Origin of the sequence: uncultured Dysosmobacter sp., from assembly GCF_947631635.1 — a bacterium.
Taxonomy (GTDB): Bacteria; Bacillota; Clostridia; order Oscillospirales; family Oscillospiraceae; genus Oscillibacter.
In genome coordinates this window covers 26,358-49,414 of record NZ_CANRMB010000005.1, presented here as the reverse complement: position 1 = coordinate 49,414, position 23,057 = coordinate 26,358, and the positions used below count along the sequence as shown (strand labels likewise).

Below are 23,057 nucleotides of genomic sequence, written 5' to 3'. Positions count from 1 at the left end.
ACCTCCCAAATACCAAATAAAAATGTGACCGTTCGCTTTCTTTAGCTTACGGTCACATTTTAGCAGGTTATTTGTGGGCAGTGGTCTCTCAGCGAGAGACCACAGTATTCTTTAACTGGGGCAGTTGTGATTGTTCAATTCCGGCCTATCGTTTTCTTAAGGTAGGCAATAAGGCCTTTCCTTCTTTCGGTTATAAATGCCTTAAAGTCTTTGACATCCAAGCTTGTTGTTTCGTCAATAAATAGAGTCTTTTTGTCAATCCCATTTTTCTCAACCCATTCTTTTAGCGGCATATCACTTTTCGACTCGTTCAGAAGGCCGTTCAAAAGCTGCAAGTTTGCCACACTGTTCCAGTTCTTGCTGTCGGCAGCAAATTCCCTGTCCTCCTCTGGAATAGCGGCTACCAGTCTGTCTGGTAAATAAAATGTAGCTGCGGGGTGCAGGTGATCCTGATGGAAGTCCTGGTTATAGTAATCCAAATTTGGATACAAAAGGTGCAGCACATAGAAAGCATCATTACTATCCTTCTGTGCCTCTAACAAACCTTCCAAGAACTCATCATCAAAACTGTAGTTTCTTGCAGGGTCATTCTTGAATGCGTCCATCAGCTCCTGAGCAGGGAACTTTGTACTCTTAGTATCTTTGAGGACCTTCCTCATGGTAACTAGGGCACTATCTGATTGCCCACCAAAAATGGATTTAATGAAGGTCAGGGAAAGCCACTTCGCAATGTTTTCCCTATCCTCTGCATCGTATGTGGCCTTTACTATTGAGCCTGCTAGTCCATGGTAGTAGATGTAATATATGATTGGGATAGCGGCATTTTTTGCTCTGAAGGTACTGTTGTTGAAGCCGAGCTTCTCAAAAAGCGAAAAAGCTGCAACAATGCTCTCTTTCACCTTATCCCAATTTGTTTCAAACAGCTGTACATTTTCATAGGTAAAGTTTTTGAGCTGGAACTTTATGTTATCAATAAAAAGGACAAGGCAAGTCTTTAACACAAAGTCTTTATCAATAAGGAATCCTGGTCTTCCAATCCGATATATCTCTGCCACCACATTCTCAATTTCTTTCCTTGCATCAATTGTCTTCCAGTTAGCAGAAGCAATTGACATGAGCAGATCAGAAAATGAAAGAGGTGTCCCGCCACTGTTTGTTCGAATAAAGATGTCCAGAACCTTATCTGGTTCTTGTTCTTCCTGAAGATAATAATTGATTAGCGGCTTCTGATGGATGGCTTCAAAAAGAGTTGATAGTGTTTCAAATGCATATGCGTTGTCAACCAGTCCATTATTCATTAGATAGCGAAGCAGTTTTTCATTGGTATCCAACTCCAGTATCTTCCCAACTTCAAACCAGAAAGCTCCATCTTGATTGCTATCAAATTTTTCTAAATCCGATTTGCTCAAGAAACGAAAATCAAATGCTTTTTGATTGTCATATTGCTGTTTAACTGGAGCGCCAAGATTCAAATACAGTCTCCTTGTCGGAATACACTCCTCAGTGTCTTTCCACCACTTTCTTGGCATTTTATAAGCATAGGTGCCCCGTAAGCCAATATACAGACTGGTCAATCTTTGCTGACCATCAATGACGGCCTCGAAATCAGGAACGCCTTTTGTATCAATGTCCTTATTATTCTCAGCAAAAAACTCTCTATATGAGGTTATGAACTCATAGAATTTATAGCCGCTTTTTATTTCACTGTCCGAGATCTTCCATAGCATAAAGGAATTGATTGGGTATCCTCGCAGAATGCTATCAAAAAGCATTTCAATCTGGCTACTGCTCCAAGTAAACTTCCTCTGAATGGCAGGAAGCAGAAACTGGCGGCTGTGAATTTTGTCAATTGCATCTTTAATCGTAATCGGGTTCTGGAAACCACTGCTCATATTTTTCTTCATCCCCTCCGTTGACAATCCTATCTGAACCATCAGTCTGAATCAGCATCCCAGACAAACCTGATCATACCGGAACAAGGCCGCGTTAATCTCGAAGATGTCATAGTTGCCATTCAGAATGTAAAACTGAATGATTTTATCAAAAGTATTACTGTTGGAAAGCGAAAAACCCACTGTCCGTAACAGATTCTCTGTTTCTTCAATGTCCAGTTCCAGTGCAATGGCAAATGCAAGTACCGTTGCCTTACTGGGACGGTACTTGGGATCATTGTTGATTTTCCAAAAAGTACCCTTGGTGACATTGGCCTTCTTGTAGCACTGGACATCTGTCATTCCCTTTTTGTCAATCAGTTTCAGGAGCATTACGGCAAAGCTGTCATCCTGTTTTTCGATCCACTTTGCCAGATCAACCGGAGCTTGCTTTTTCTCAACCGGTGGAATTACCCCCGCCACGAATGGAGCTGATAGCTCTGGAACAACTGGAACTGATAGCTCCGGATCTGGAGCCGACTCGTAGCATACTTCCTCAAGCGGTTCCGGGGAAGAGCACATTTTCAGCGTATGCTCTTCATAGATAAATCGCCTACTGCCCTCCTGCAAATACGCATTCAGCGCAAGCTCTTTACTTACTTCAAAGGAGCGCCGATCGAGGATGCAAACATATACTTGAAATTCACTGTCTGTCGTAAAAAGGAAATCAGAGATTGCATCAATGGCGATTCGTAAAACTCTATCTTTGGGAAATCCAAATGTACCGGAGGAAATCAGCGGAAAGGCAATAGAAGAAAGGTTCATCTTTTTTGCTTTCAAGAGAGAACTCAAATAGCAGCTACGCAGGAGGACCTCCTCGTTGTTGCTTCCGCCGTGCCAAATCGGACCGACCGTGTGAAAAATGTGCCGGCATGGAAGACGGTAGCCGTCCGTTACTGCGACTGTACCAACCTGTAAATCTGCAATTTTCTTGCAGGCTTCGTCAAGTTCTTCTCCCGCCGCTTCATGAACCGCATAGTCAGTCCCACCGCTGCCTGAAAGCCACTTATCCGTTGGGTTTACAATGGCATCGCAATCCATTCTGGTTATATCCTGATGGATGATATGAAACGGCATACTATGTCACCTCTCAACTTACCAAGAAAAGAACTAAGATATATCAAAACTCAAATAGCCCCTATTGAAATGTCCGAAAAACTCCGGCCTTTTCTTTTGGCTAAAAATCTGATATTATTATACCAGAGAGAATCCAGATCATGAAGCCCCATTTTTCTCTCATTCTATGGTGTATGCGTAATTGTGCGGCAGGTCGCGAGGATGCCCTCTTTGATCCCCCCCTTTGTTTGAGGTTAAATTTGCGGTGGGAAACATTTTTAAGTCCTGAAACCGTTGCGGCACAATGGATACGAGTTTGTGGGCCGGCGCAGTACGGCCTGAAGGCCGCCCGTCGTGCGCCTCAGTTCAGCAAGCGCTGATTTTGTCTGTGCGATCTATGGAGAAAGCCACCCTTTGGGTGGCTTTCTTTTTTGCTTCGCAACCGCCGGTTGTCAAATTGCCACGAAAAACGGTGGACATTTTCCGATCCTCATTGTAACCTGACAGCAGGAAATCATCACAGGAGGATCATACTATGACATTGGGACAGCGTATCCACACCCTCCGCTCCGCCGCCGGTCTGTCGCAGGAACAGCTGGCCGAGCGTTTAGACGTCTCCCGGCAGGCCATCTCCAAATGGGAGCTGGACACCTCCGCGCCGGACCTGGACAAACTGGTCTTATTGGGCAATTTGTTCGGCATCTCCCTGGACCAGCTGGTCAAGGGTACACCCAACGGGCCACCCCGGGGAGAGCTGGACATCCGGCAGCTGGCCGCCGAAAACCGGCAGCGCCAGCGGATGACGGTCCTTGCTGCGGCCGGCAGCTTTACCATCCTTCTGGGCGGTCTCTTTTTTGCCTATTTAAAAGCCCTGGAGTCCGCCATGCTCGGCATCCAATACACCATGTATCGGTTCATGGCAGCCGGTGAGTACGTCGGGGAGCCTGCCTCCTTCCAGCTCCCTTTGTTGCTGTCCGGCGCTGTTTTAGCGGCAGGGCTCTGCATCCTGCTGATCTTCCTGTGGGAGCGGCAAAGATCCCGTTGAACAAAGGTGCGGGTCCCATTTGGGATCCGCACCTCTCCGCTGTCTGCATATTTTCAGACCGCTTTCAGCGTCACGCCCGCAAAGCTGAACCAGCCCCTGGCATCCCGGCAGACGCCGGTCAGCGTGTCCCGCAGGTCCCAGGCCGTTCCCTTGGTATACAGCGGCGCCATGACATAATCCGCCAGGATCAGCTCTTCGGCGTCATGGAGGCAGCCCATGCGCGCCATGCCGTTGGCGGCGCTGGCAATGATCGACATCAGCGTGTCATAGGCGCTGTTCTCGTAGCCTGAGACATTATCCGGGCTGTCGGATGTCCACTCCATCAGGAAGCACTCCGCGTCGTTGCCCACCGCCTCTATGTCCATGCCCGCCAGGGTGTATTCCCCTTTGTGCAGGGCGGACCAAAGCTCCTGTTCCGTCATGCCCCGAGGCGTGACATGCACCCGCAGGGTCTCCTGCCACATCTGGCACAGGGCCTCCGCTACAGCGGCATTCCCTCCCTCCTCCAGATACAGGTATTCCAATTCACCCAGATCCGCGCCCCGGTCGTAACCAGCCTCCTCCAGAAGCGCCTTGGCCTGCTGGCAGGTCTCCTCATAGAGCTCCGGGTCGTTTTCCAGCTTGGCGCCGCCGGCCGTGCGGAAGTCCTCTTCCTCGTTCTCCGGCACGCCGGGGGGCACCAGTCCTCCCGCCGGCAGGGCGGCCACGCCAGCGGTTTGGGCCAGTGCGTTGCGGTCAATGACCATGCACAGCGCCTGCCGGATCAAAACGTCGGAAAACGGCTCCTTCCCACAGTTGAATACCACCGAGTAGGTGTTCAATTCCGGAACAGGCGTCCATTCCTCGTCCGCTGCCAGCTCTGTCAGCCGCTCCTCCGTCAAGGGCCACACGGCGTCCACCAGCTTTTCCGCATAGAGGTCCTGGGCCTCCTCCGCCGCACCGGCGAAGTAGAAGGTCAGGTTCTTGGGACCGGCCGCGCTGCTGTAATACCGCTCACTGGCTGTCAAAAGCAGGGACTCCCCCTCTGCCTGGGACACCGCCTGATACGGGCCGTTGGTCACCAGCGCGGTGGGGTCCGACCACCAGCGGGCCGTCCCCTCGCCGCCCCGGTCCTCGGTCTCCTGGTTTTTCACCGCCGCGGCATCCTTCAGCTTCTGCACCACATCCTGCCGGAGGGGCATCGTGGCGGGAGAGGTGCACACCTCTGTCAAAAACCAGTCGTAGTTGCCGGCCAGCACCACCACCAGGGTGGTGTCGTTCTTCGCGGTCACCTGCAGCAGCTCCAGGTCTCCGCTGGTCCGGGCCTCCTGATAGCCCGCCACCACGGACAGCAGCTCCGCATAGGGAGAATGGCTGGCCGGGTCCACCAGCCGCTGCCAGGCATATACAAAATCTCCCGCCTGGACCGCGCGGCCGTCCGACCACTTGGCGCTGCGGAGCTTGAAGGTATAGGTCACGGTGCCGTCATAATTCTCCGTCCGGGACACGCTCTTGGCCATGCCGTTGGTCACCGTCGTGTCGCCGGAGACGTCCACCGTCACCCGCATCAGATTCTCATACAGGTGCGCCAGGATCGTCTGGTCCCCGATCTCCTCGGCAAAGATCGGGTCCAGGGAGACCGGCTCGTCTCCCACACAGACGGAGAGCGTCAGCCCCTCGCCGTCCTTGGTGCAGCCTGCCAGCAGGGAGATACACAGCACCGCCGATACGGCCAGCGCTGTCAATCGTTTGAGATCACGCATGGAAAACACCCCTCCTTTGGGAGCAAAAAACAGGTGCCGCGGGGATGCAGCACCACACATTTTCACAAAATTCAGGAATATTATAATGAATTCCGCCGTTGTTGTAAAGGCTCCGGGGCAAAAAAGTAACAAAAATTACAAAATTCAGGATTTGTTCATACCTTCTTAAAAGTTGCGGAAGTTTCCGGCCCATGCTATACGAAACATATGTTTACAAGGAAGGATGCGCCGACATGGAACCAAAAAAGCTTGAATCCTTGAACGATATCCGGGCAGCCCTGAATGCCCCGGAGGTCCAGGCTGCCAACAGGGAGCCCTTTAAAAAATACTTGAAGGCCAACCGCCCCAAGAGCCTGGCGGTGGTCATCCTGTTTATCCTCGCCTTCTTTTTGATGATTAGCCTGTCCTCCCGCAAGGCCTCCTCCGTGACGCCGGTGGCCCTGGGGAGGGCGGACGCCGTATATGTCTTCTCCGTCTCCCTGTCGGCGGAGGCCAACGATCACGCCCTCACCGCCCGGCAGCGGGAAGCGCTGCTGGACCTGCTGGGACAGCTCAAGGTCCAGCGGAGCAAGAAAAACAGCGATGAATTTCTGATGTCCAGGCATCTGTTTTTTTCCTTTGCCAGTAACGACCCCGACGGCTGGTTCGCCATGGATGAGGCCGGATATCTGTACAAGGTGAACAAATGCTATGCCCTGACGGGCATGGAGGCCGCGGCATCTGGGTCCAGCTGAACGCCATCTGCGCCCCCGCGTCCAACTGATCCCCCCTGATCCTGCAAACAGCCCGCCGCGGTCCCCGCGGCGGGCTTGCCGTATCTCTATCGGACTGTCAGCACCGCATCCTCCGGCAGGGCCGCTTCCAGCAGCAGGCGGACGCTGTTTCCGGCCTTTTCCCGGGCCTCCTCCAGCAGGCCCCGCTGAAGGGCCTTCTCCGCCATGACCTGCTTCTGCTCGGTCTGGAACGCGGTGAAGTCCTCCACCGTGAAGGGGTTGAAGATGCTGGTCTTTTCGTCAAAGATCTCCACACTGTTCCCGTCGATCTCGTGGGACAGGATCTCCGCCTCCGGCAAAGTCACCGTCACATCGTTTCCGGACACATGGACCTTCACCTTCTCCAGGTCGATGCCGGCCTTGATGGTCCCGTCATAGGTGAGGATGAACCGCTTGGTGGTAAAGGGGATGGTCACGCCGTAAAAATCGCTGCTGTTTTCAAACTGGGCCATGTTGGTATAGGAATAGGTCACGCTGGCCAGCTCGCTGATCTCCGCCAGACGGCTCTCCAGCACCACGGCGGACACCTGAGGCGGTTTCTCTTGCGCGGCATAGCGGCCGCTCAGAAAGCCCGCCAGGCCCACCAGCATGCACAGGATGATCCCCAGCAGCAGATATTTGACGGTTTTGAAGGGGCGGATGCGCTCCCGAGTCTGTATGTCGTCCATAAGACTGCCTCCTTTATGGGATGTGGATTCCCCATCAGCATATCACATCCCGCAAAAAAGGTCAAAGAAAAGCGCGGGCCAGGGAAGATCCGGTCCGCGCTTTTCTCTCCTCTACACTGTGGTCAGCTTGCCGTCGTCTCCGAATTTCACAGGGACGATCTCGTTCCGGGTCTTTTGGGCGATGTCCTCGATGCGGATCTTGGAGGGGAAATCCGCGATCAGACTCACCGCCACGCCCTGCCGCTTGGCCCGGCCGGTGCGGCCGATGCGGTGGATATAGTCCTGGTTTTCATCGGGGATATCGCAGTTGAACACGATGTCCACGTCGTCCACGTCGATGCCCCGGGCCGCCACGTCGGTGGAGACAAAGACCCGCAGCTTGCCCTGGCGGAACTTCTCCATCACCTGCTCCCGCTTTTTCTGGGGGATATCGCCGTGGATGCACTCCGCGTCGATGCCCCGCATCTGGAGGAATTTGGTGATGCGCTCCGTGGTGCCCTTGGTGTTGCAGAAGGCCATGCAGCGGTCAAAGCCCGTCTCGTTGAGGATCTTCTCAATGGCGTCGGCCTTGCCGTCATAGCTGACGTCCATGCGGAACTGCTTGATATCCGGCTTGTTCTGCTCGTCCTCCCGGACGGTGATCTCCGCCGCGTCCCGCTGATACACCCAGGCGATGTCCATGACCTCCCGGGAGATGGTGGCGGAAAACAGGCCCAAATTTCTCCGCTTGTTCATCCGGTCCAGCAGGCGGGTGACATCGTGGATAAAACCCATGTCCAGCATCCGGTCCGCCTCGTCCAGCACCACGGTCTGGGCGGTATCCACCCGAACGGTGCGGCGCTTCATGTGGTCGGAGAGGCGGCCGGGGGTGGCCACCACGATCTGGGGGTGCTTCTTCAAGGTTTCGATCTGCCGCCCGATGGGCGCGCCGCCGTACAGGCAGACGCAGCGGATACCGGGCTTGTAGGCCGCCAGGTCCCGGATCTCGTCGGTGATCTGGATCGCCAGCTCCCGGGTGGGGGCCAAGATCACCGCCTGGACGCTCTCCGACTCCGGGTCGGCGTGCTCCACGATGGGGATGCCGTACGCAAACGTCTTGCCGGTGCCGGTGGGGGCCTTGGCGATCACGTCCTGCCAGTCCATCATGGGCGGGATGCAGCCCGCCTGGACCGGTGTGGATAGTTCAATATTGCGCTGTCCGATGGCGCGCATGATCTCCGGTGACAGTCCCAGACTGTCGAACCGGACGCCTTCCGTATATTCCATATCGTATTTCCTCTTCTTCTGTTTGCACTTAAGGTGCAGTATGATATGATATTATACAGGGAATCCTTTCGCTTGTAAAGCGCCGCGCTTTCACACCCGGCCAGGTTCGGGCACTTTTTCACCGGAAGTTTTAAAATTTAGTAAATTTTTGACAAAAGGCGGAATATTTCCCCTTTTTTTGTCATAAATTTTTGCATAATTTGTAGTAAAATTGTTTATTGTGTCCACAACGGGTTCCCCTTTTTATGCTAAATTATTTTCACAGAGAGTGATATATACGTACGGAGGTGGCTGACATGGACGAAATGGACTACGTACGCATTTTGCGTGATTTAAGGGAGGACGCTGACAAGACCCAGACGCAGATCGCAGAGGTCCTGGGGACCTCGCAAACCATGTATGCCAGATATGAGCGCGGTGCCAATGAGCTTCCCATCCACCATCTGATCACACTCAGCAAATATTATGGCGTCAGCACCGACTATCTGCTCGGACTCAGTAAAGAGCATTAAACACGGACAGGAAATCCTTCCTGTCCGTGTTTTTTTCTCAGCCAGCGGCCTTTGGAGAAGCGCCCACCGCAAGATCGGTCTCGCTGCTTTCCATCATTGTCACAGTGGTCCTGCTCTCCTCCTCGTTTTCATCAGGTGCCCCATCGGGGTCCTCCCTGACGACGGCGGTGCCGACCTTGACATCTCCGATGTACACATCCGTCATCATATCATCGCTGGTGACGGTGCTCCGGTAGATGTTCCCCGCCTGGTCGGTGACCTCCTCCACCAGCTTCCACTCCTCCTGTGTCCCGGTGACATCCACGGTCACCGTGCGCTGTTCCATGACCCACTCCCGATGATACGCGCCGTTCTCCGCCATCTCATCGGTGATGTCGATGTCCTCTTTCACCGCGTGGAGGATCATCCGGCCGTTCTCCTCCGTCACAGACGCGCCCGCTGTGGCGCTGACCTCCATCACATTGCCCGCCTCGTCCACGGCCTCATAGCGGGTCTCATAGCCGTCGGACCATACCTCCCGCAGGCTCCGGAGGAACGCCCCGCCCGTAGCCATGTTCACGGCCCCGGCGCTGACGGCCAGCGCGCAGGTCATCGCCGCCGCAATGGCCGCCGTCCGCAGGAGCTTGGACATTTTCTGTCTGTTCTGCTTTTTCTCGATCATTTGAAAGGCCTCCTTCTTGGCTCTCTCAGAGGCACACAGCCGGGAAAAGGTCTCACAATATAAATTCCTGTCGATCATAGGCTCTCTGCCTCCTTCAAATTGGTTTTCAGCTGTCCCCTGGCCCGCATGAGCCAGGTCTGCACGGTGGACGGGTTTGCCCCCATGAGGGCGGCGGTCTCCCGGACATCGTATCCCTCGTAGTAGTGGAGGTAGATGGCCGCCCGGTATTTGGGCGGAAGGGCCATCACCTGCTGGAACAGCTCCGTCTGGGCCGGGGCGTCGAACACCGCCGTCTCCGGCGCCTCCTCCAGCGGGCCGGTTTTTCGCCGCCAGGGGGAGCGGAGGAGCTTTTTGCACTCGTTCACCGCCACCCGGACGATCCAGTACCGCTCATGCTCCGGCGAATCGAAGTCCGCCTGCTCCGTGTAGCGCTTCAGCAGGGTCTCCTGCATCACGTCCTCCGCGTCGGCCCGGCTCTTCAGATAGCTGTACGCCAGCCGGAAGATCATATCGCCGTACCGCTCTATGGCGGCTTCCAGTTCTGGGGCTGTCAACGCGTCTCACCTCGCTCGTTCAGGGATGGGCGGCAGCGCCGCCCCGAAAGGCCTTTCTATGGGGAATATCCATCAGCGGGGGAAAATATCTCACACCGGGAAAAGTTTTTCCATCCTGCATGAAAAGGGCGGCCGGATGATCCGGCCGCCCACAGCTTGCGCACATCTCCGTTATGAAATCAGGTCCTGACTGAGGACGGCTGTGATGGCGTACCGCCCTCACAGCCGTCCCCCCTGCTTTCTATTTCCCATTCTATCACGGGAGTCTTCTCCCGACAAGCGCGCAAAAGAGGTCCGGGCCGCTGGCCCGGACCTCTTGGTCTGCATTTACTTGTGGGGCACGTGCCAGATGTTGTCGGCATACTCCGCCACGGCCCGGTCGGCGGCAAAGATGCCGCTGCGGGCGATATTGCGGAGACTCATGCGGTTCCACTGCTCCACATCGGTGTAGGTGGCCGCCATGCGCTCCTCAGCCTGGCAGTAGGCCTGGAAGTCCGCCAGCAGCAGGTACTCGTCGGCGGGGCTTCCGCCGGCGCCGAACAGCAGGCGCTGGTACAGGTCGTCGTAAGCCACACCGTCCCGGAAGCCGCCCCGCAGGGCGTCCAGACAGCGGCGCAGGGTGTCGTCCCGGCTGTACAGCCGCTGGGGCACATAGCCCTCCCGCTTCAGCTGGGTCACCTCGTCGGCGTGGAGGCCGAAGAGGAACATGTTCTCGTCGCCCAGTACGCCGTGCATCTCCACGTTGGCGCCGTCCAGGGTTCCGATGGTCAGCGCGCCGTTCATCATGAATTTCATGTTGCCGGTGCCGCTGGCCTCCTTGCCGGCGGTGGAGATCTGCTGGCTGACCTCGCTGGCGGGCATCAGGCGCTCGGCCAGGGACACCCGGTAGTTCTCCAGGAACACCACCTGCAATTTATCCTTGCAGATGGGGTTGTGGTCGATCTCATCCGCCAGGGAGTTGATGAGGCGGATGATGCGCTTCGCCACCGCGTAGCCCGGCGCGGCCTTGGCGCCGAACAGGAAGGTGTGGGGCTGGGTGACGGCGTTGGGATCGTCCTGAAGTCTCTGGTACAGGGCGATGATATGCAGGACGTTCAGCAGCTGGCGCTTGTACTCGTGAAGGCGCTTCACCTGCACGTCAAAGATGGCGTCGGGGTTCAGGAGCACGCCCCGGGTCTTTTTGGCGTAGGCCGCGAAGCTCTCCTTGTTCTGGCGCTTGATCTCCGCCAGGCGGGCCAGCACGGCCTTGTCGCCGGCATAATCATCCAGCTTTTTCAGGGCCAGGGGATGGGTCAGGTAATCGTCGCCGCCGGTCAGATCGCGGATCAGGCTGTCCAGGCCGGGGTTGATCTCGCTGAGCCAGCGGCGGTGGTCGATGCCGTTGGTGACGTTCTGGAATTTCCAAGGCTCCATGCCGCAGGCGTCGCGGAACACATCCTTCTTCAAAATATCAGAATGGAGGCCGCTGACGCCGTTGACGGCCATACCGCCGGCGATGCACAGGTTCGCCATGCGGACTTCGCCGCTCCAGACGATGGCCATGGCCCGGGTCTTGCCGGGATCGTGGTAGAAATTCTCCACTTTCTCCTGCCAGCGGCGGGAGATCTCCACGATGATCTGCCAGATGCGGGGCAGCAGGCTCTCCACCAGGTTCTGGGGCCAGCGCTCCAGCGCCTCCGCCAGGACCGTATGGTTGGTGTAGGCCACAGACCGGGTGGTGATCTCCCACGCCTCGTCCCAGTTCATGCCCGCCTCGTCGATGAAAATACGCATCAGCTCGGGGACCACCAGGGCGGGATGGGTATCGTTGATCTGAATGACGTTCTTCTCATGGAAGTTTTTCAGCGTGCCATAGGTCTCCAAATGCTTGCGGGCAATGGACTGCACCGTGGCGGAGACAAAGAAGTACTGCTGCTTCAGGCGCAGGGACTTGCCCTCGTAGTGGTTATCCTCGGGATAGAGGACCTTGGCGATGGTCTCCGCCATGGCCTCCTCCTCCGCCGCCTTCAGATACTCGCCCCGGGAGAACAGGGACATATCCACCGGCTTGGTGGAGCGGGCGTCCCACAGGCGCAGGGTGTTGACGTGGTCGGTGCCGTAACCGGCCACCACCATGTCGCAGGGCACGGCCAGGACCTTGGTGGCGTTCTCGTTGACGATGTGGAGATGGCCGTCGTTCCAGAATTCCCGAAGCGTGCCGCCGAAGTAGACCTCCTCGGCCTCCTCCGTCCTGGGCAGCAGCCAGGCGGAGCCCAGGCCCTTCCAATCGTCAGGCAGCTCCACCTGCTGGCCCTCCACGATCTTCTGCTTGAAAATTCCCAGCTCATAGCAGATGGAGTAGCCGGTGGCGGGGATGTCCAGGGTGGTCATGGAGTCCAGATAGCAGGCGGCGAGGCGGCCCAGGCCGCCGTTGCCAAGACCCGCGTCCGGCTCGATCTCAAAGATATCAGCGGCCTTGAACCCCATGTGCTCCAGGGCCTCCTTCAGCTGGGGCAGGACCTCCAGGTTATAGGCGTTCTTCATCAGGCTGCGGCCCATCAGGAATTCCAGAGACAGGTAGTGGACCTGCTTCCTGTGCTCCCGGCGGGTCCGCTTGTTGGTCTCCACGCCCCGCATGGCCATCACGTCCCGAAGGACCAGGGCGCTGGCCTTCATCATCTCTTGGTCGGTGGCCTCCTCAGGCGCCCTGCCGAAGTTCAGCATCAGCTTGGCGGTGAGGGCCTCTTCCAGTGTTTTTGTGGTGAATGGTGTCATGAATGTTCCTTATTCTGCCGTCTCCTTCTTGGTCTTGGCGGCAGGCCCTTTCTTTGTGGATTTCTCGGTCTTAACAGCTGCCTTCGCAGCGGGCTTCTCTTTTGCGGGCGCCTTTTCAGCGGTCTTTTTCGCGGCCGGCTTCTTTGCGGCGGTTTTCTTAGTGGCAGGCTTTTTCGCGGCTGTTTTTTTCGCAGCCGCCTTTTTCACAGGCTTTTCCTCCGCAGGAGCGGGTTTTTCCACAGGGACAGGCTCTTCTGCGGCCGCCTCCGCAGGGGCGGCGGTCTCTTCCGCCGCTGTCACGGACTCTGCCGCAGGCGGTTCTTCAAAAGGGTGCTCCGGCTCTGTAGGAGCCGCCTCTGCTTCCGATGCGGACCAGGCCTGCCCGGTGATGGAGGCATAGATGCGCAGATAGTCCCTGGCGCTGCGCGCCCAGCTGAAGTCGCACTCCATGGCCCGCCGCCGCAGGCGGGCAAAGGCGTCGGGATAGTCCTTGTACAGGTACACGGCCTCCCGGATGACATGCAGCATGTCGCTGCTGGCGTAGTTGGCAAAGGTGAAGCCGTTGCCGGCGTCCCGCCAGGCCTCATAGGGGTGCACCGTGTCCTTCAGACCGCCGGTCTCCCGGACGATGGGCACCGTGCCGTACCGCATGGCGATCATCTGGCTCAAGCCGCAGGGCTCGCTCTTGGAGGGCATCAGGAACAGGTCCGCGCCGGCGTAGATGGCCATGGACAGCGCCTCGTTGTAATCCAGGCGCACCGCCATCCGCCCCTGATACTGCTGGGCGGCCCAGTGGAAGAACTCCTCATACCTCTGGTCGCCCTTGCCCAGGACCACCAGCTGCATTGGAAGCTCCATCATATCATGAAGGACCTCACAAATCAAGTCCAATCCTTTGTGGGACACCAAACGGCTGACCAGGGCCACAATGGGCACGTTGGGGTCCTCCCGCAGTCCCATCAGCTTTTGCAGCTCCGCCTTGTCGGCCGCCTTGCCGGACATGTCCTCCACGGAGTACCGGGCGGTGATCCGCTGGTCTGCGGCGGGGTCGTACAGCTTCATGTCGATGCCGTTGAGCACGCCGGAGAGCTTATACGCACAACGGCGCATGATGTTTTCCAGCCGGTGGGCGAAATAGGCCATCTTCAGCTCGTTGGCGTAGGAGGGAGACACGGCATTGATGGCGTCGGCGCACAGGATGGCGCCCTTCAGCAGGTTCACATCTTCGTCCATCAGGATGGTGCCGTCCTCCGCCCAGCCGGAGTCCAGGCCGAACAGGTCGCCCAGGGTCTCCCTGCCGTAGCGGCCCTGGTATTCGATGTTGTGGATGGTCAGCGCCGTCTTGATGGAGCGGTAGCGTTCCTCCCGCACGCTGTCGTCCTTCAGATAGATGGGCACCAGGGCGGTCTGCCAGTCGTTGCAGTGGATGACCTCGGGCCAGAACTTCATGCGGGGCAGCATCCGCACCACGGCCCGGGAGAAAAAGCCGAACCGCTCGCCGTCGTCCATATAGCCGTACAGGTCCGGGCGGTTGAAGTACTGCTCATTGTCCAGGAAGTACCAGGTCACGCCGTCCTTCTCCAGGGAGAACAGGCCGCAGTAGCAATGCCGCCAGGCCAGGTCCACATAGTCATAGCACTCAAAGGTCAGCTGGCTGCCAAAGCGCTCCTTGACCCGCTGGTACAGGGGCAGCACCACGGCCACCTCCGCCCCCTGCTCCGCCAGAGCCGCGGGCAGAGAGCCCGCCACGTCCGCCAATCCGCCGGTTTTGCAGAACGGCACCGCCTCGCTGGTCGCATATAAGATTTTCATCATAGAATCCCCTTTCATTCGTTGAGGGAGCTTTCTTTCTTCCCAATTTCCCAATCTTTCAAACATATCTTCTCTCCCCCGGCGGCCCGGAGGAAAACCACAAGGGGGAGTAAGCTCCCCCTTGCAGGCGTCAAACCTTGCTGCCCTTCGCCAGGACGATGGGATAGGTCGCGTGGCCCATCAGCGTCCGGTCAGGCAATACCTCCACATCCTTGTCCGCGATGATATACGCCAGCTGCGCGCCCGCGCGGACGATATCCTCCTTGAACAGAACGCAGTTGCGCACCACAGCGCCGGCCTCCACCACCACGCCGGGGAACAGGACGGAATTCTCCACCGTGCCCTCGATGCGGCAGCCCTCGGCCACCAGGGAATTCACGCAGCGTCCATTGGCTCCCACATAGGTGGAGGACTTGTCGGCTCCCTTGGCCCGGATGGGGCGCTCCGGCGTGAACAGCTCCGCCCGGATGGCGGGGTCCAGCAGCTGCATGCTGCGGTCGTAATACTCCTGCACGGAGCGGATCTGGGCGGCAAAGCCCTCCCAGATGTAGCTGCGCAGGTACAGGGAGTCCTTTTTCGCCTGCAGGATGTCCCGCCGCCAGCTGAACTGGTCCCTGCCCACGCACTCGTCCACCAAATCTTTCAGCAGCTGTGTGGAGAGGAGGTAGACCTCCAGGCCGCGGTAGCCCCGGGGCCGGTGGAGCCGGAACAGGACCTCCGTGACGCGGCCCTCGCTGTTCTTCTCGAAGTAGGTGCCGTCGTCGGTGGCGAAGCTGTCGTTGCCGCAGACCACGGTGATGTCCGCGCCGGACTTGATGTGGCTCTCATAGACGTCCGCCAGGGGCAGGTTCACCACCAGGTCGCCGTCCATCAGCGCCACGTAGTCCTGCCGGATGGTGTCCAGATAGGTGCGGATGCCGGACAGGGCCTCGATCTTGCCCCGGAAGGGCATCACGCCCCAGTCCTGCTGATAGTTGAAGGGAGGCAGCACCCGCAGGCCGCCGCGCTTGCGGCTCAGGTCCCAGGCCTTGCCGGTGCCCAGGTGGTCCAGCATGCTCTGGTAGCGGCCGTGGAGCACCACGCCCACATCGGTCACGCCCGCGTTCACCAGATTGGACAGGGCGAAATCCACCGCCCGGTAACGGCCGCCGAAGGGAATGGAGGAAGCGGAGCGGATCTCACCCAGCTCCCGCAGGTCGTTGCGCCGTTCATAGGAAAAGATAATACCATGCAGGCCTTTCATTTGGACACCTCCTCACCATTGCGGTCCAGCATCACGCCGGGCCGGACCGCCTTGCCTGCCTCCACTGTGCAGTGGGGAGCCAGGACCGTCAGTCCCCAGGCCTCTTCCGCCGCGCTCTCCGGCGTGCCTCCGATGCGGCAGTCCCTGCCGATGCGGCACTCCTCGCCCAGGATGGCGTACTCCACCACCGCGCCGGGCTCCACCACGGTGCCGGGCAGCAGCACGGAGTAGCTGACCCGCGCACCCTCGCCCACCTTCACGTTGGGGGCCAGAACGGAGTTCTCCACCGTGCCGTCCACCACGCTGCCGCGGTTAAAGGCGCTGTGTGTCACGTGGGACTGGGTGCCCAGGAACGCGGGGGGCGCGTTGACGGACCGGGCGTAAATGGGCCAGGACTCGTCGTGGAGGTCCAGGCCGGACTCAGGGGACAGCATATCCATGTTGGCGTCCCACAGGGAGTCCAGGGTGCCCACGTCCTTCCAATAGCCCTCAAACCGGTAAGCCGCCATCCGCTCGCCGTTGTTCAGCATGGCGGGGATGACGTTTTTGCCAAAGTCGTTCTCGGAGTTGGGGTCGGCCTCGTCCTCGGTCAAATACTTCCGCAGGGCCTTCCAGGAGAACACGTAGATGCCCATGGAGGCCAGGTTGCTCTTGGGCTCCTTGGGTTTTTCCGCAAATTCTGTGATCATGTCGCTGCCGTCCACCGCCATGATGCCGAAGCGGGACGCCTCGGCCCAGGGCACCTCCATGACGGAGATGGTGCAGGCGGCCCCCGCCTCCTTGTGGCGTTCCACCATCTTGGAGTAGTCCATCTTATAGATATGGTCGCCGGAGAGGATCACCACATAGTCAGGATCATACAGGTCGATGAAGCCGATGTTCTGGTAGATGGCGTTGGCGGTGCCCTTGTACCAGGTGCCGCCCTTGCTGCCCTGGTAGGGGGGCAGGATATGTACGCCGCCGGTGGAGCCGTCCAGATCCCAGGGCTGGCCGCTGCCGATGTAGCTGTTCAGCTCCAGGGGACGGTACTGGGTCAGCACGCCCACGGTGTCGATGCCGGAGTTTGTGCAGTTGGACAGCGGGAAGTCGATGATGCGGTATTTGCCGCCAAAGGGGACGGCGGGTTTGGCCATGTCCCCCGTGAGGACATAGAGTCTGCTGCCCTGGCCTCCTGCCAGCAGCATGGCGATACATTCTTTTTTCATGCTTTCTCCAGCTCCTTTGCCTGTTTTTTCTGCCTGGGTTTCGGGAAGGTGCCCTCTCCCCACAGGAATACCGCGCCGAAGGCCGGGATCCGGATGGCGGCGGAGTGCTCCTTGCCATGGGAGGGAATGCCCTCCACCATCACGGGCGCATCATCGCCGAAGCCGTCGCCGCCGTAGGCGGGATCATCGGTGTTGAACACAGGAACATATTTTCTGTGGCCGGGCACGCCCACCCGGTAGCCCTCATATGGATTGGGGGAGAAGTTCACCGCGCACAGCAGGTCGCGGCCCTTCTTGTCCTTGCGCAGGAACACCACCACGTTGTTGTGGTTGTCGTCCGGCACCAGCCACTCAAAGCCCTCCCAGCCAAAGTCGATCTCCCACAGGGCCGGGGTCTTTTTATAAAAGGCGTTGGCGTCCTTGAAAAACCGGTGGATCTTCTGGTTCTCCGGCTGGTCCAGCAGATACCAGTCCAGCTGTTCCTTGGAGTTCCACTCGTGCCACTGGCCCAGCTCCGCGCCCATGAACAGCAGCTTCTTGCCGGGATGGGCCAGGAGGTAGGCGTAAAAGCCCCTGGTGCACCGGAGCTGATTGCTGTAATCGCCGGGCATCTTGCCCACCAAGGAGCCCTTCATATGGACCACCTCGTCGTGGGAGATGGGGAGCACGAAGTTCTCCGAAAAGGCGTACATCATGGAGAAGGTGATGTCCTTGTGGTGGTCCTGGCGGAACCAGGGGTCCAGTTTCAGATAGTGGCACATGTCGTTCATCCAGCCCATGTTCCACTTCAGGTTAAAGCCCAGCCCCCCTGCGTCGGCGGGCCGGGTCACCAGAGGCCAGGCCGTGGACTCCTCCGCGATCATCAGCACATTGGGGTTCACGCCAAAAGCCATGGCGTTCAGCTCCCGCAGGAAGTCGATGGCCTCCAGGTTCTCATGTCCGCCGTATTGGTTGGGGGTCCAGCCGCCGCCCTGGCGGCCGTAGTCCAGATACAGCATGGACGCCACGGCGTCCACCCGCAGTCCGTCGATATGGTACTCCTCCAGCCAGAACCGGGCGGAGGAGAACAGGAAGCTCTTGACCTCCGGCCGGCCGTAGTCAAAGACCCGGGTGCCCCAGCCGGCGTGCTCCCACTTGTTGGGGTCGCTGTACTCATAGCAGCAGGCGCCGTCGAACTCATAGAGGCCCTGCTCGTCCTTGCAGAAGTGGGCGGGCACCCAGTCCAGCAGGACGGCGATGCCGTTTTTGTGCATATAGTTGACGAACCACATGAAGTCCTTGGGTGCGCCGAACCGGGAGGTGGGGGCGAAGTAGCCCGTGCACTGGTAGCCCCAGGAGTCGTCCAGCGGATGCTCCGTCACCGGCAGCAGCTCAATGGCGGTATAGCCCATCTCCTTGACATAGGCGGCCAGCTCCCTGGCCATGTCCCTGTAGTCGATGAAGTCCCCATTGTCCCGCTTGCGCCAGGAGCCCAGGTGGACCTCGTAGATATTCAGGGGGGAGTCATACACCGGATGCTCCGCCTGCTTTTTCCGGAAAGCGGCGTCGCTCCAGCGGAAGCCCGTGATGTCGTACAGCTTGCTGGCCGTGGCGGGGCGGGTCTCCGTGTGGAACCCATAGGGGTCGGCTTTCAAATGCGTCTTTCCGTCGGCTCCGGCCACCGCGTATTTGTAGGCGGTGTACTCCTTCAGGCCGGGGATAAAGCCCTCCCAGACCTCGCCCCTGCGGACAAGGGGATGGGCCTGCTCGTCCCAGCCGTTGAAGTCGCCCACCACGGACACGCCCTTGGCGTGAGGGGCCCACACGCGGAAGCTCCATCCCGGTTTTCCATTCTTCTCCGCCGGATGGGCGCCGAACCACCGCCAGCCGTCGGTCAGAGTCCCTGCGTGAAAGCGGCTGCTCTGTTCCTTTTTCGCCATGTAAAACTCCTCTCCCCGTCCGGCGCGGCCGCGCGAAGCCGGGTCTTTCTGATCGTTCCTGCCATTTTTGATACGTATCGCTTTTATACAATATGTTGTATTTATTATACTTCCTGAATGAAATAGCGTCAAGGATGCTCCTGTCGAAAAAGCCCTCCTCCTTTGGTATATTTCACCGGTTTCTTCGCTGTTTTCACGATATTTTTTGTCATTATTCGTCAAATTAAATAAAATTTTTCCAAGATTCTACATTTTCTCCCATTTGCCCTGCATACGGCCCGCTCCCCCTGTTTCACGGCTCCCCTTTCAGCTTTGCAAGCGCTCCTTTTCCATCGCCGCATCTTGGACGGATGCCGGCGCGCTTTGCTCCCATATCCAGCTTCCTCAAGTCCGCTGGATACCACATTTTACCACGCGGTCAAACCGTTCACAGCAGAGGCTTTCCGTGCGCCCGGCGCCGTCCGTTCCAGCCGCATGGAGCCTGGGCGGGAACTTTTTCATAGAACGATTGATTTTATGAAAAACACCTGCTAGAATGGAGTGGCTTTTGTAAGATCATGGATGAGGAGGTCCTTTTATGGCGGATACTGCCGCTTCTCTATTCACCGGGTTCACGATCAACGGATTCCCCCTGTGGGTCGTTCTGCTAATCTGCGTGGGCGTGTTTCTGGCGTCCTTTATGGACGCCATCGCAGGCGGCGGGGGGATCATCTCCGTGCCCACCTACCTGATCGCCTTCACCGGTCTGCCCACCTATTACGCCCTGGGCACCAACAAGCTCTCCTCCGGGATCGGCACGGTGTTCTCCACCGCCCGGTTCATCAAAAACGGCTATGTCCACTGGACGCTGTTCGCCCCCGCCATCGTCCTGGCCCTGGTGGGTTCCATGGGCGGCACCTGGCTCCAGCTCCATACGCCGGACGTGGTATTGAAGTACCTGCTGCTGTTCGTCCTGCCGGTGGTGGCCTTTGTCACCCTGCGGAACCGCCAGTGGCCGGACGAGCCGGGGGATGCCGATCCCCGCACGCAGGCGCTGATCGTGTGGGCGGCCGCCCTCTTTATCGGCGCCTATGACGGGTACTACGGCCCCGGCACCGGCACCTTCCTGATGATCATCTTCATCCGCCTGGCCAAGCTGGACACCCGGCATGCCGCAGGCGGCGTCAAGGTCATCAACCTGGCCTCCAATCTCGGCAGTCTGTTCACCGCCCTGACCGCCGGGTATGTGTACATCGGCGTGGGTCTGGTCTCCGCCGTGGCCTCCATCGCCGGGCACTACATCGGCGCGGGGCTCGCCATCAAAAACGGCAGCAGGATCGTCCGTCCCACGGTCATCATTGTGCTGATCCTGCTGACCATCAAGGTGGGCAGTGAGCTGCTGTTCCCGGAATTCTGGGCATGAGGTGACACCTGTGAAAAAATCCATCGGCATTCTGGGCGGCATGGGCCCCCTGGCCACGGCGGACCTGTTCCGCAAGATCGTGCTCCTGACCGGCGCCGCCTGCGACAACGACCACATCCGCATCTACATCGACGACAACGCCTCCATCCCCGACCGCACGGCGGCCATCCTCCACGGAGGACCGGACCCCCTGCCCGCCATGACCGACTCCCTGCGGAAGCTGGAGGCCTGCGGTGCGGACTGCCTCATCATGCCCTGCAACACTGCCCACTACTTTCTGCCCCACCTCCAGGCGCTGACGGCCATTCCCTTCCTCAGTATGCTGGAGGCCACCGCCAGGGCCTGCCGGGAGAAGTTCCCCGGAAAGGCCGCCGCCGTGCTGGCCACCCAGGGAACCTTGTCCGCCGGACTGTATCAGGATGCCCTGTCCGGTGAGCAGGTTCCCTTTCTGGTTCCCGGCGGCGCGGAACAGGAGGCCCTGATGCGGGTCATCTACGGCGGCGTCAAAGCGGGCAGGCCCCCGGAGTCCTACCGGGCGGACATGGAGATGGTCCTGGACCGTCTGGCCGCCCAGGGCGCGGATTATTTCATCCTGGGCTGCACGGAGCTGCCCCTGGCGGCGTCCCTTCTGGGGCTTTCCGTCCCTACCGTGGACCCCACCTCGGAGCTTGCCAGGGCCGCCATCCGTTTCTGCGGTTATCCTGTAAATCCGGCGGCCATCCTGTAAACGCTTGCCTGCTCCTGCTTCCAGTCCGGCATTTTTTACCGAACTGGAAGCTTTTGTTTATATTTTCTTCACATATCTTCCAGTCTTTTTGATTTTTCTTTACAATTCCCCTATGGATTGGTATAATATGGCTATTTTATAGGGCGCTGTTTTGTCAAAAACACAAGACAGCGGCTTTTGGAGAACGAGAGAGAAAAAAATTGAAATTGAGGTGTGTGTATGAAGAAAAAAATGAGTCTCCCCATGCAGATCCTGATCGCTTTGATTGCTGGTATCGTCGTAGGTTTCATTCTCTACTCCGCCGATCTGGCGAATATCGCCACGAACTATCTCAAGCCCTTTGGCGATATCTTCGTCAACCTGCTGAAATTCATCGTGGTGCCCGTGGTCCTGCTGTCCATGATCGACGGCATCCTCTCCATGAATGACATGCGCAAGGTCGGCTCCGTGGGCATCAAGACCGTGGCCTATTTCATGGTCACCACCGCCATCGCCTGCGTAATTGGCCTGGTGTTTGCCAACATCTTCAACGGTGCCGGACTGTTCCCCCCGCTGAACCCCGAGGAGGCCGTCTATGAGGCCAAGGAGTTCAACGGCTTCATGAGCGTTCTGGTGGGCATCTTCCCCACCAACATGTGGAAGTCCTTCACCGACGCCAACATGCTGCAGGTCATCGTCATCGCCCTGTTCTTCGGCGGCGCCATCATGGCTGCCGGTGAGCGCGGCAAGCTGGCCCGGGATATCGTGTCCTCCTTCTACGCTGTCATTGAAAAGCTGATGGGCTTTATCATCAGCCTAGCCCCCATCGGCGTGTTCACCTACATGGCCTGGGTCGTTGCCACCCAGGGCTCCGAGATCCTGATCACCCTGCTGCTGGTCATCGTCTGCGCCTATCTGGGCTATATCGTCCACGCTGTGGTGGTATACTCCCTGTCCGCCAAGGTCTTTGCCGGCATGAGCCCCATCAAGTTCTTCAAGGGTGCCTTCGCCGCCATGATTTTCGCCTTCACCTCCACCTCCTCCGCGGCGACGCTCCCTGTCTCCAAGGAGTGTGCCCATGAGCTGGGTGCGGAAGACGATATCGCCTCCTTCGTTTTGCCTCTGGGCTCCACCATCAACATGGACGGCACCGCCATCTATCAGTGCGTGGCCACCGTGTTCATCGCCTCCTGCGCCGGGATGCATCTGACTCTCGGCCAGATGGTCGTCGTGGTAATCACCGCCACCCTGGCATCCATCGGCACCGCGGGCGTCTCCGGCGCCGGCATGATCATGCTGGCCATGGTGCTGGAAGCCCTGGGCATCCCCGTGGCCTATATCGGCCTGATCGTGGCTGTGGACCGGATCTTTGACATGGGCCGCACCTGCCTCAACGTCACCGGCGACATCGCCTGTTCCCTGTGCGTCACCAAGTGGGAATCCAAAAAACAGAAATAATCCGTTTTCAAGCAAGCGGCCGCCGAAAACGGTGGCCGCTTTTTCATGCGGAAAGCCGCATGATTTTCCCAAACTTCTCCAACGCTTTCCCCGGCATAACGCAGGAAATATTGTGGATACTATCTTTTGCCAGCAGACATAGAATTTAAACTGACAAAGGAGTTTTCAATATGAAGGCAACTGGAATCGTGCGGCGGATCGACGACCTTGGCCGGGTGGTCATCCCCAAGGAGATCCGCCGCACCATGCGCATCCGTGAGGGTGACCCATCACAGACAACATTGGCATGGTGGGAGCGATTCTGCTTTGGAATGCTGGCGCTGGAGAAGCGGATGGGATGGGGCGATACA

General features: G+C 58.2%; 18 protein-coding genes and 1 pseudogene. 7 read left to right on the top strand and 12 right to left on the bottom strand.

What is annotated here, in order from left to right:
* Nucleotides 1-134 precede the first annotated feature (134 nt).
* Both Q0Z71_RS04140 and Q0Z71_RS04135 read right to left on the bottom strand, forming a co-directional pair.
* Nucleotides 135-1,892 carry a DUF262 domain-containing protein gene (locus tag Q0Z71_RS04140; protein WP_298018692.1) on the bottom strand — a complete coding sequence of 586 codons (1,758 nt, stop codon included), beginning with the start codon at nt 1,890-1,892 and terminating at the stop codon, nt 135-137.
* A 51-nt stretch (nt 1,893-1,943) separates the two neighbouring features.
* Complete coding sequence (locus Q0Z71_RS04135; RefSeq protein ID WP_298018691.1) at nt 1,944-3,008, bottom strand: macro domain-containing protein; 1,065 nt, start codon at nt 3,006-3,008, stop codon at nt 1,944-1,946.
* A 514-nt stretch (nt 3,009-3,522) separates the two neighbouring features.
* Between Q0Z71_RS04135 and Q0Z71_RS04130 the strand changes: the two genes are divergently transcribed.
* Nucleotides 3,523-4,032: a helix-turn-helix domain-containing protein gene (locus Q0Z71_RS04130; RefSeq protein WP_298018690.1), complete on the top strand. Its 510-nt coding sequence runs from the start codon at nt 3,523-3,525 to the stop codon at nt 4,030-4,032.
* Between the two features lie 53 nt (nt 4,033-4,085).
* Here Q0Z71_RS04130 and Q0Z71_RS04125 read toward each other — a convergent pair whose 3' ends face one another.
* Nucleotides 4,086-5,774: a peptide ABC transporter substrate-binding protein gene (locus Q0Z71_RS04125; protein ID WP_298018689.1), complete on the bottom strand. Its 1,689-nt coding sequence runs from the start codon at nt 5,772-5,774 to the stop codon at nt 4,086-4,088.
* A gap of 233 nt (nt 5,775-6,007) precedes the next feature.
* Between Q0Z71_RS04125 and Q0Z71_RS04120 the strand changes: the two genes are divergently transcribed.
* Nucleotides 6,008-6,508, top strand: a complete 501-nt coding sequence (locus Q0Z71_RS04120) for a hypothetical protein (RefSeq protein WP_298018687.1) — start codon at nt 6,008-6,010, stop codon at nt 6,506-6,508.
* A gap of 86 nt (nt 6,509-6,594) precedes the next feature.
* Here Q0Z71_RS04120 and Q0Z71_RS04115 read toward each other — a convergent pair whose 3' ends face one another.
* Both Q0Z71_RS04115 and Q0Z71_RS04110 read right to left on the bottom strand, forming a co-directional pair.
* Nucleotides 6,595-7,215: a DUF4230 domain-containing protein gene (locus Q0Z71_RS04115; protein ID WP_298018686.1), complete on the bottom strand. Its 621-nt coding sequence runs from the start codon at nt 7,213-7,215 to the stop codon at nt 6,595-6,597.
* Between the two features lie 111 nt (nt 7,216-7,326).
* Nucleotides 7,327-8,481: a DEAD/DEAH box helicase gene (locus Q0Z71_RS04110; protein ID WP_298018684.1), complete on the bottom strand. Its 1,155-nt coding sequence runs from the start codon at nt 8,479-8,481 to the stop codon at nt 7,327-7,329.
* Nucleotides 8,482-8,777: 296 nt separating this feature from the next.
* On the opposite strand from Q0Z71_RS04110, the gene Q0Z71_RS04105 reads away from it, so the two are divergent.
* On the top strand, nt 8,778-8,993 hold the full coding sequence (locus Q0Z71_RS04105; protein WP_363316677.1) for a helix-turn-helix transcriptional regulator: 216 nt from the start codon (nt 8,778-8,780) through the stop codon (nt 8,991-8,993).
* 37 nt (nt 8,994-9,030) lie between these two features.
* On the opposite strand, the gene Q0Z71_RS04100 is transcribed toward Q0Z71_RS04105, so the two are convergent.
* The 7 genes from Q0Z71_RS04100 to glgB all read right to left on the bottom strand — a co-directional run bounded on the left by Q0Z71_RS04100 (nt 9,031) and on the right by glgB (nt 19,141).
* Nucleotides 9,031-9,654 (bottom strand): hypothetical protein, encoded by a 624-nt coding sequence (locus Q0Z71_RS04100; protein WP_298018681.1) that lies wholly within the window; start codon nt 9,652-9,654, stop codon nt 9,031-9,033.
* A 74-nt stretch (nt 9,655-9,728) separates the two neighbouring features.
* Nucleotides 9,729-10,208, bottom strand: coding sequence for an RNA polymerase sigma factor (locus Q0Z71_RS04095; protein ID WP_298018678.1), 480 nt, complete (start codon nt 10,206-10,208; stop codon nt 9,729-9,731).
* A 327-nt stretch (nt 10,209-10,535) separates the two neighbouring features.
* Nucleotides 10,536-12,962, bottom strand: a complete 2,427-nt coding sequence (locus Q0Z71_RS04090; RefSeq protein ID WP_298018675.1) for a glycogen/starch/alpha-glucan phosphorylase — start codon at nt 12,960-12,962, stop codon at nt 10,536-10,538.
* A gap of 9 nt (nt 12,963-12,971) precedes the next feature.
* Nucleotides 12,972-14,774 (bottom strand): glycogen synthase GlgA, encoded by a 1,803-nt coding sequence (glgA, locus tag Q0Z71_RS04085; protein ID WP_298018673.1) that lies wholly within the window; start codon nt 14,772-14,774, stop codon nt 12,972-12,974.
* A gap of 130 nt (nt 14,775-14,904) precedes the next feature.
* Nucleotides 14,905-16,017: a glucose-1-phosphate adenylyltransferase subunit GlgD gene (gene glgD / locus Q0Z71_RS04080; RefSeq protein WP_298018669.1), complete on the bottom strand. Its 1,113-nt coding sequence runs from the start codon at nt 16,015-16,017 to the stop codon at nt 14,905-14,907.
* Nucleotides 16,014-17,222, bottom strand: coding sequence for a glucose-1-phosphate adenylyltransferase (locus Q0Z71_RS04075; protein ID WP_298018666.1), 1,209 nt, complete (start codon nt 17,220-17,222; stop codon nt 16,014-16,016). Before Q0Z71_RS04075 ends, glgD begins: the two co-directional genes overlap by 4 nt.
* The gene (glgB, locus tag Q0Z71_RS04070; protein WP_298018663.1) at nt 17,219-19,141 is read right to left on the bottom strand and encodes a 1,4-alpha-glucan branching protein GlgB; all 1,923 of its coding nucleotides are present in this window, start codon (nt 19,139-19,141) and stop codon (nt 17,219-17,221) included. The genes Q0Z71_RS04075 and glgB overlap by 4 nt, the downstream gene beginning before the upstream one ends.
* 577 nt (nt 19,142-19,718) lie before the next feature.
* On the opposite strand from glgB, the gene Q0Z71_RS04065 reads away from it, so the two are divergent.
* From Q0Z71_RS04065 to Q0Z71_RS04050, 4 genes and pseudogenes are all read left to right on the top strand, one after another.
* Nucleotides 19,719-20,543, top strand: a complete 825-nt coding sequence (locus tag Q0Z71_RS04065; RefSeq protein WP_298018660.1) for a TSUP family transporter — start codon at nt 19,719-19,721, stop codon at nt 20,541-20,543.
* A gap of 10 nt (nt 20,544-20,553) precedes the next feature.
* Nucleotides 20,554-21,270, top strand: a complete 717-nt coding sequence (locus Q0Z71_RS04060; protein ID WP_298018658.1) for an aspartate/glutamate racemase family protein — start codon at nt 20,554-20,556, stop codon at nt 21,268-21,270.
* A gap of 219 nt (nt 21,271-21,489) precedes the next feature.
* Nucleotides 21,490-22,707: a dicarboxylate/amino acid:cation symporter gene (locus Q0Z71_RS04055; RefSeq protein WP_298018655.1), complete on the top strand. Its 1,218-nt coding sequence runs from the start codon at nt 21,490-21,492 to the stop codon at nt 22,705-22,707.
* 170 nt (nt 22,708-22,877) lie between these two features.
* Nucleotides 22,878-22,982: pseudogene (locus Q0Z71_RS04050) on the top strand (AbrB/MazE/SpoVT family DNA-binding domain-containing protein); the annotation flags it as partial.
* Nucleotides 22,983-23,057 lie beyond the last annotated feature (75 nt).